Raw genomic sequence first — 7,402 nt, forward strand, 5'->3', positions numbered from 1 at the left:
GCCAGCCGATGCGGATGCCGGGAATGCAGAAGGCCTTGGACAATGACGAGAGGCTGATCGCCTTCGGGCTCAGTGAGGCAGCCGTCGGCAGCCGCCTGCCGTAGGAGAGGTCGCGATAGGTCTCGTCGACCAGCAGATGGCAGTCGCTGCTTTCGGCAAGCGCCACCAGCGCATCGAGCTCGGCTCGGCTCATCATCGTGCCGGTCGGGTTGTGCGGGCAGGTGACGCTGATCAGCTTCGTGTCCGGCCGAATCGCGGCCTTGACGCGTTCGACGTCGATGGCGAAGCCTTCCTCGAAGGCCAGGTCGACAAAGCTGATGGCGCAGCCGATCGCCCTTGGGGTTTCGATGTTGGTGGCGTAGTTGGGCCGGATGACGACGAGATGGTCGTTGGCCGACAAAAGCGAGGTCGAGATGATGAACAGCGCGCCGGCGGCACCGGCGGTGACCAGGACATCATCCGGCGAAATGCCGGCATCCTGCGCCGATATCAGTGCACGCAACTGCTTGTCGCCGCGATGCTCGCCATAGAAAAGCGTGAGATCGGGCAGCGACAGGCCGATGTCGGAGAGCTTCTGGTCGGCGATCGAGCTTTCGGAAAGATTGAAGCGGATACGGTCGTAGCCGTATTCTTCCGGCGCCTCTTTCTCGATCACCATCCTGGTGTAGTTCATGGCTCACTCCCCAAGAGCAGTTCACCGTTTCACGGAAACGGCGACCCGCTCTAACTCCTTGTTTTTACGCAATTCCGGACGGAAAACCGTTTCACACTTTTCCTGGAATTGCTCTAGGAACCCGTCCGGTCCATCCAAGCCATAAGAACATGAAGCCTGCCAAGGCGGATTCGCCGGCAGGCTTCTGTTCCAGTCGTCCTAACTGTTGGCTCAGGACTGAATGTTCAGGCCGAGGCCTTGGCCTTCCTGCCCTTGGCGGGCGCCTTGACGGGGGCGGCCTTGCGGCCGAGGCCGATCGACTTCGCCAGCAGCGAACGCGAGGCCGCGTAGTTGGGAGCGACCATCGGATAGTCCGACGGCAAGCCCCATTTGGCGCGATAGGCGTCCGGCGTCAGGCCGAAATGCACACCGATGTGACGCTTCAGCGATTTGAACTTCTTGCCGTCTTCGAGGCAGATGATGAAATCGGGCGTCACCGACTTCTTGGGATTGACCGCCGGGACCAGCGGGGCAGCCACCGGGACCGCAGGCTTGCCGAGCCCGCTTATCGAGGCGCTGACGCTGGCGATGAGGTCGGCCAGGCCGGAGGCAGGCAAGCGGTTCTTCTCGACGTAAGCGGACACGATGTGGGCGGTCAGCTCGAGCAGATCGATGTCTTTACGGGCACTGTTGCTATCGTCGGTCACTCTATTTCTCCGTCTACAGCGAATGACCTGAAAATCGGATTCGACTTCCGGAAAGGATCATGCGCGAAATCAAAATGCTATGGCGTCCTTCGTGCGTCCACGGGACGAATTGGCGTTGTTGTAGCGCGGAATTCCTAGTCGGCAAATCTGCGTATTGCAACGACTTGATGGCAGGTCACACGTTATTTTGAACAACTATATTAAACAATAACAGTATCAGACTATCAGCGCCTTGTCGCGCCACAAACGAAACCCGCCTTCGAAGGCGCGTGTGTTGTCGCCGCGCCTGGAGTCGGCGGGCAATTCATCGAGCTTGTCGACGTTGCCGCCACCAATGACGACATAGTCAGGCTGCATGGCGGCACGGAGCCGGTCGACGACGTCGAAGACGTATTTGCGCCATTTCTTCTTGCCGCGCTTTTCCAGGCCGCGTTCGCCGACATAATCCTCGAAGCTCTTGCCCTTCTTGTAGGGCAGATGCGCGAGTTCCATCGGTTGGGCGACGTTGTCGGCAATCATCGCCGCACCGAGCCCGGTGCCGAGCCCGAGGAACAGCATGCGCCCGCCCTCGTAGCTGCCGATGGCCTGCATCAGCGCGTCATTGACCACTTTCACCGGTTTGCCGAACGCGCCCGCAAAGTCGAAACCAGCCCAGCCCCTGCCGAGATTGGCGGGGTCGGCGAGCGGCCTGTTGTGGTTGACCGGACCGGGATAGCCCATCGAGACGACGTCGTAGGACAGGCCTTCGGCGAGCTTCTTCACGGTATCGATCATCTGTTGCGGCGTCAGCCCCGGCCCCGAATCGGCGCGGCGCTCCGCGCCGCCGGCGCTGGTGAGGATCTTGACGTGCGAGCCGCCGATGTCGATCGTGAGCACGATCTTTTCAGCATCCGGCGTCTCGGTGCCCGATGCTGGTTGCTTCACTGCCTTGGCCATCGCGTGGTTCCTCTCACTTCACCGGATCGATCCAGCCATTGGGTGGCCCGAACCCGGCCATGACGTCCGCCGGTCCCCATGTGAGCGGCTCGTAGAGGTGCGGCGGCGTGGTGTCGCCAAGCACCGGGCCGACGATGCGCCAGGCCAGTTCGCTGGCGTCCTGGCGGGTGAACAGCTGGCCGTTGCCGTTCATGGCGTCGCCTATCAAGCGTTCATAGGGCGGCATGTCGCCCTTCGAGTCGTCGAGCGCCGTCAGTTCGACCTGCTCGCCGATCATGTCGTCGCCCGGCGCCTTGCGCTGTGCTCCGATGGCGATCACCACCTGTGGGTCGATGCGGAAGCGGACGTAGTTCTGGTCGGCGGGCTTGATCGGATCGAAGACATCGAGCGGGGGCCGCTTCAGCCGCACCACCACTTCGGTGACATGCACCGGCATGTTCTTGCCGGCGCGGATGAAAAACGGCACGTCCTGCCAGCGCCAGGTGTCGACGAAGAAACGCACCGCCGCGAAGGTCTCGACGGGCGAGTTCGGCGCGACGCCGGGTTCAGTGAGATAGCCGGTGAACTGGCCGCGCACGACATCGTCTTTGGTCAGCGTCCTGATCGCGCGCAGCACCTGCACCTTCTCGTCGATCAGATCGTCGGCGGAGCGGCCGACAGGCGGCTCCATGGCAAGCAGCAACAGGATGTTGAGCAGATGGTTCTCGATGACGTCCCTGATGCAGCCGACATCGTCATAGAAGCGGCCACGTCCCTCGACGCCGAAATCCTCGGCCATGGTGATCTGCACGCTCTCGACGTAGTTGCGGTTCCAGATCGGCTCGAGGAAGGAATTGGCGAAGCGGAAATAGAGCAGGTTCTGGATCGCTTCCTTGCCCAGGTAGTGGTCGATGCGGAAGATCGACTGCTCGTCGAACACCAGATGCAGGACCCGGTTCAGCCAGCGCGCCGATTGCAGATCGTGACCGAAGGGCTTTTCCACCATCAGCCGCGCGCCATGCGCCGTGCCCGACTGCTCCAGCCCCTGGACGACGGTCTCGAACATGGTCGGCGGCACCGCCATGTAATGCAGCGGTCGCTGTGCGGTGCCGAGCGCGCTCTTCAGTTTCTCGAACGTCGCTCCGTCACGGTAGTCGCCGCTGACGTAGCGCAGCAGCGAGGCGAATTTGGCGAAGGCTTTTTCGTCGATCTTGCCGAGCGCATTGACGATGCCGTCACGCGCGCGCGCCTGCAATTGCTTGAGGTCCCAGGCATCGAAGGCGACGCCGATCACCGGTTCGGTAAGCGTGCCCTTGGCGACCATCTGGTAAAGGGCTGGAAATATCTTCTTGTGGGCGAGGTCGCCGGTGGCCCCGAAGAGCACCAGCGTGTCGGACCGTTCCTGGCTCATGCGCGTGTCTCCCCCGCTGTCCTCACTTGCCGGCCTTCGGCTTCTCAACATGGCCGCCAAAGGCATAGCGCATGGCGGAGAGCAGCTTGTCGGCGAATTCGGATTCGCCCTGCGAGGAGAAGCGGTCGAACAGCGCCGAGGACAGCACCGGAGCCGGCACGCCGGTGTCGATGGCCGCCTTCAGCGTCCAGCGGCCTTCGCCGGAATCCGAAACGCGGCCGCCGAAATTCACCAGGCCCGGATCGCTCTTCAAGGCGCCGGCCGTCAGGTCGAGCAGCCAGGAGCCGATAACGCTGCCATGCCGCCAGACCTCGGCCACCTGGGGGAGGTCGATGTCGAACTGGTAGTATTGCGGGTTTTCCAGCGGGCTGGTCTCGGCGTCCGCCGTCCGTTGCCGCTTGCCTGCATTGGCCGATTTCAGGATGTTCATGCCTTCGGCATAGGCGGCCATGACGCCATATTCGATGCCGTTGTGCACCATCTTGACGAAGTGGCCGGCGCCGCTCGGTCCGCAATGCAGATAGCCGAAGGGCGCGGTCCCGGCATCCCTGGACGGATTGGAGCCGGCATCGGCGCCCGGCGCCAGCGTGGCGAAGATCGAATCGAGGTGCTGCACCGCCACGTCGGGACCGCCGATCATCAGGCAGTAGCCACGCTCCAGGCCCCAGACGCCGCCGCTGGTGCCGACATCGACAAGATGGATGCCCTTGCCGGCCAGTTTCGCGGCCTGGTCGACGGCGTCGTGATAATAGGAATTGCCGCCGTCGACGACGATGTCGCCGGGCTCCATCAGGGCCGCCACCTGGTCGATGATCCTGCCGGTGATCGCCGCCGGCAGCATCAGCCACACACAGCGCGGCTTGGCCAGCTTGCCGATGAATTCTTCCATCGAGGCCGCCCCTGACGCGCCGTCGGTCACCAGGGCCGCGACGCTGGCCGGGTTGATGTCGTAGACGACGCATTCGTGGCCGTCGCGCATCAGGCGCCGGACCATGTTGGCGCCCATCCGGCCCAGTCCCATCATTCCGATCTGCATGGTTTCGTCCCTGTTTTCTAGGAGATTTGCGGGGTTATCGAGGGAAGGTCTGCTGGCTGTCCTGGTCGCCTGAGATGACGGAGAAGTCGACATTCTCCCAATCGCCGGCCCCGGGCCAGAAAAAAGTGAAGGTCAGCGTGCTTCCCTTGGGAAGGCCAGAGACGGCCAGATCGGCAAGATGGATGCCGAAATCGTTCTCCACCGTCTGGCTGTCGTGGGCGGTCGCCCAGTTGTCGGTGCTCCAATGGACTGTAGCCGGAGCCAACAGTTCGACGCGCAGTGTCTTGCCGGCCGGGACCGTGCGGATCTTGTTGTTGAACCGCCATGTCCGGAACGGCGACACTGTCTTGGCCTCGATATACCGCTTGACGCCTTGCGGCGGCATGTCGAAGACCGCGCCGTCGCGCAGCGAGCGCAACAGCTTGATATGCTCCGAATGCGCCCAGACCAGCGGCATGGCGCTGCCCGAGGGGCGGCCGTGCAGCAGTTCGCGCTCCGGCATATCGGCGCCGTCCCAGACCTGCTCCGGCAACAGGCCGCCCGGTCCGGCCGAGCCTTCCAGCGCTGCCAGCAGGCTGGCTGCCTTTTCCCTACGCCCGGCCGCCAGCTCATAGTGGGCGCGTTCGCCGGCCAGCAGCGGCCAGGGGCGACCCTGGCCGGTGCCGTCGAAAGGTGCGCCATCTTCATGCTCGCCATAGCCGTCGCCGTTGTAGCGATACCAGAGCGGCCCTTGCGGCAGATCGCAGCGCAATTGCGCGTCGATGACCTTGACCGTGTCTGTCATGCGCGGGTCGTCGGCCGCCCGCAGGCCGAAGCGGACAAGTGCAAGCGCATCCGGACTGACGATTTGCTCGGCCGGCCGGTTGGTGTCGCCGGGTGGCCGGTTCTTGATCGGGACATAGCCGTCCTTCGGCGAACCGGCCTCGGCGCTGTCGGGTGGTGCTATGCGGACATAGTAGCCTTCGACGCCGACTTGACCGCAGATCGCCGTGCCGGTGACGTAGGTCCAGCGCTCGACCTGGTCGTTCCAGACGTCTGATGTCTCGCGCAGATAGGTCGCCGCGTCCGGCTTGCCACAGGCGTCGAGCAGGTCGGCTGCGGCAAGCAGTGCGGCGATTTCGACGGCGAGCGTGAACGGGCTGTAGCCGGCATCCTCTTCCCAGCGGTCCTCGCCGGTGACCGGCCCGTTGCGCACGACGAAGCCGGCGGCGCGCTCGATCATCGGCAGAAAGACTGCGAGCTTGGCGTGCGGCAAATGGCCGGCGCGGTGCAAAGCTTCGGCCAGCAGCAGCGGAAAGGCGCATTCGTCCATCTGGATGCCGGGCCAATAGGCCGATCCGTCGAGCCAGGCGTTCTGCGGCCAGTGGCCATCCGGCTGCTGGATGGAGCCGAGATAGTCGAGGATTTGCAACGCCGAGGCGGCGTCGCCGGCAGCAAGAAAGCCGCCGGCCGTCTCGACCAGATCGCGCGGCCAGACCAGATGGTAGCCGCCGAGGTCGTCGTCGCCCTTGTCGAAGCCCCACGGGATCGACAGGCTGGCGACCGCGGCGCCCGGTGTGGCGATCGACCGGTGCGTCGCCAGTACCGCCGTCGAGACGCGATAGAAGTTGATCCCGGGCACCGCGTGCCGGTCGAGCGGCAGCAGGCCCTTTTGCCAGTTGCGCCAGTTCTGGAGGTAGGAGTTCGCCGCGGGTTCAAAACCCTGCTTCAGGCTGGCGAAAGCATGTTCCGCAGCCTCCTCGGGCGTCGCGCCAAATCCCAGCGCCAGCAAAGCCTTGGTCCTGGCCGCGGAAAAGCCGATCTCGCCGGTCAGCGCGACATTGCCGTCCTCGGCCCGCTGGTACGCAGCATCGAGCTCACCTGTGTTGTGCAGTTGCTGCCAACCGTCGGAAAAACCGACATAGCCGGCCGAACCGGTCCGCCAGGGCAGCGACGAGGCCAGCGCCAGGCAGGAGCCGCGCCCCGAGGCGAACAGCACGGGCTTTCCCTCGTGTTCGCCGACCCAGGCGGTGTTGCCCATGCCGGCATTGACCAGATGCGGCGCCAGAAGCGCGTAGACGCGATAATCGTCAGCGACGCCCCTCAGCGCCGTGAAGGTGATTTCCTGCAGCAGCGCCGGGCGCGCCGGATCGGCGAGGATGCGCTTTTCGATCCGCCAGGCGCCGTCGTTCGCCGTGTTGACCAGCCGGTAGGCGGGTACGCCGTCCTCGAACGGTTCGATGCTGTGCGTGGCAGCGCGCTTCTCTTCCGAGAAATAGCCGGCGGCGGCGGTGACGATCAGGCCGAGGTCGCGGGTGCAGGCACTGTCGACGCGCGAATAGTAGATTTCGTTGAGGATGCCGTGGCTGATCGTGAACCAGATCCGGCCGGCCGGCGAAAGCGACGTTCCGACGCCGCTCTTGGCGCTTGACGTCCAGCGCGCCGGAATTCCCGGGGCGCCCGGAGCAACGTTTTGCGTCACTGGCATTCTGTTTCAGTCTCCTGGCCTCCTCCCTAGACCATGACGCGAACCCTTTACAATCATTGCACCGCAAGTTGATCGGCGGGCCGACGGCAGGGCAACGAACTAGGGCTAACGGGTTTCTTCGGAGCTTTCGCCTGCGCTGACGGAGCAGCAAATGAAAAACCCGCCAGTGCGGCGGGTCACCGGCGCAAATCAGCACCATAGACGAAAATGTACC

The 7,402-nt window shown here is 64.0% G+C and carries 6 protein-coding genes; all 6 read right to left on the bottom strand.

Annotated elements, in window-relative coordinates; genetic code table 11:
• On the bottom strand, window positions 1-673 hold a 673-nt coding region (locus tag EN932_RS24355; RefSeq protein WP_164890600.1), incomplete at its 3' end, for a pyridoxal phosphate-dependent aminotransferase.
• Between the two features lie 224 nt (window positions 674-897).
• Window positions 898-1,359: a MucR family transcriptional regulator gene (locus tag EN932_RS24365; RefSeq protein ID WP_013528917.1), complete on the bottom strand. Its 462-nt coding sequence runs from the start codon at window positions 1,357-1,359 to the stop codon at window positions 898-900.
• A gap of 216 nt (window positions 1,360-1,575) precedes the next feature.
• Entirely contained in the window at window positions 1,576-2,295 is a 720-nt protein-coding gene (locus EN932_RS24370) for an ROK family protein (protein WP_027163053.1), read from the bottom strand.
• Window positions 2,296-2,308: 13 nt separating this feature from the next.
• Window positions 2,309-3,685, bottom strand: a complete 1,377-nt coding sequence (gene zwf / locus EN932_RS24375) for a glucose-6-phosphate dehydrogenase (protein WP_024504766.1) — start codon at window positions 3,683-3,685, stop codon at window positions 2,309-2,311.
• Window positions 3,686-3,707: 22 nt separating this feature from the next.
• On the bottom strand, window positions 3,708-4,721 hold the full coding sequence (gene gnd / locus EN932_RS24380) for a phosphogluconate dehydrogenase (NAD(+)-dependent, decarboxylating) (protein WP_127368656.1): 1,014 nt from the start codon (window positions 4,719-4,721) through the stop codon (window positions 3,708-3,710).
• A 34-nt stretch (window positions 4,722-4,755) separates the two neighbouring features.
• Complete coding sequence (locus EN932_RS24385; RefSeq protein ID WP_127388437.1) at window positions 4,756-7,188, bottom strand: glucan 1,4-alpha-glucosidase; 2,433 nt, start codon at window positions 7,186-7,188, stop codon at window positions 4,756-4,758.
• Window positions 7,189-7,402 lie beyond the last annotated feature (214 nt).

Source organism: Mesorhizobium sp. M7A.F.Ca.US.002.01.1.1 (assembly GCF_004022955.1).
Taxonomy (GTDB): Bacteria; Pseudomonadota; Alphaproteobacteria; order Rhizobiales; family Rhizobiaceae; genus Mesorhizobium; species Mesorhizobium ciceri.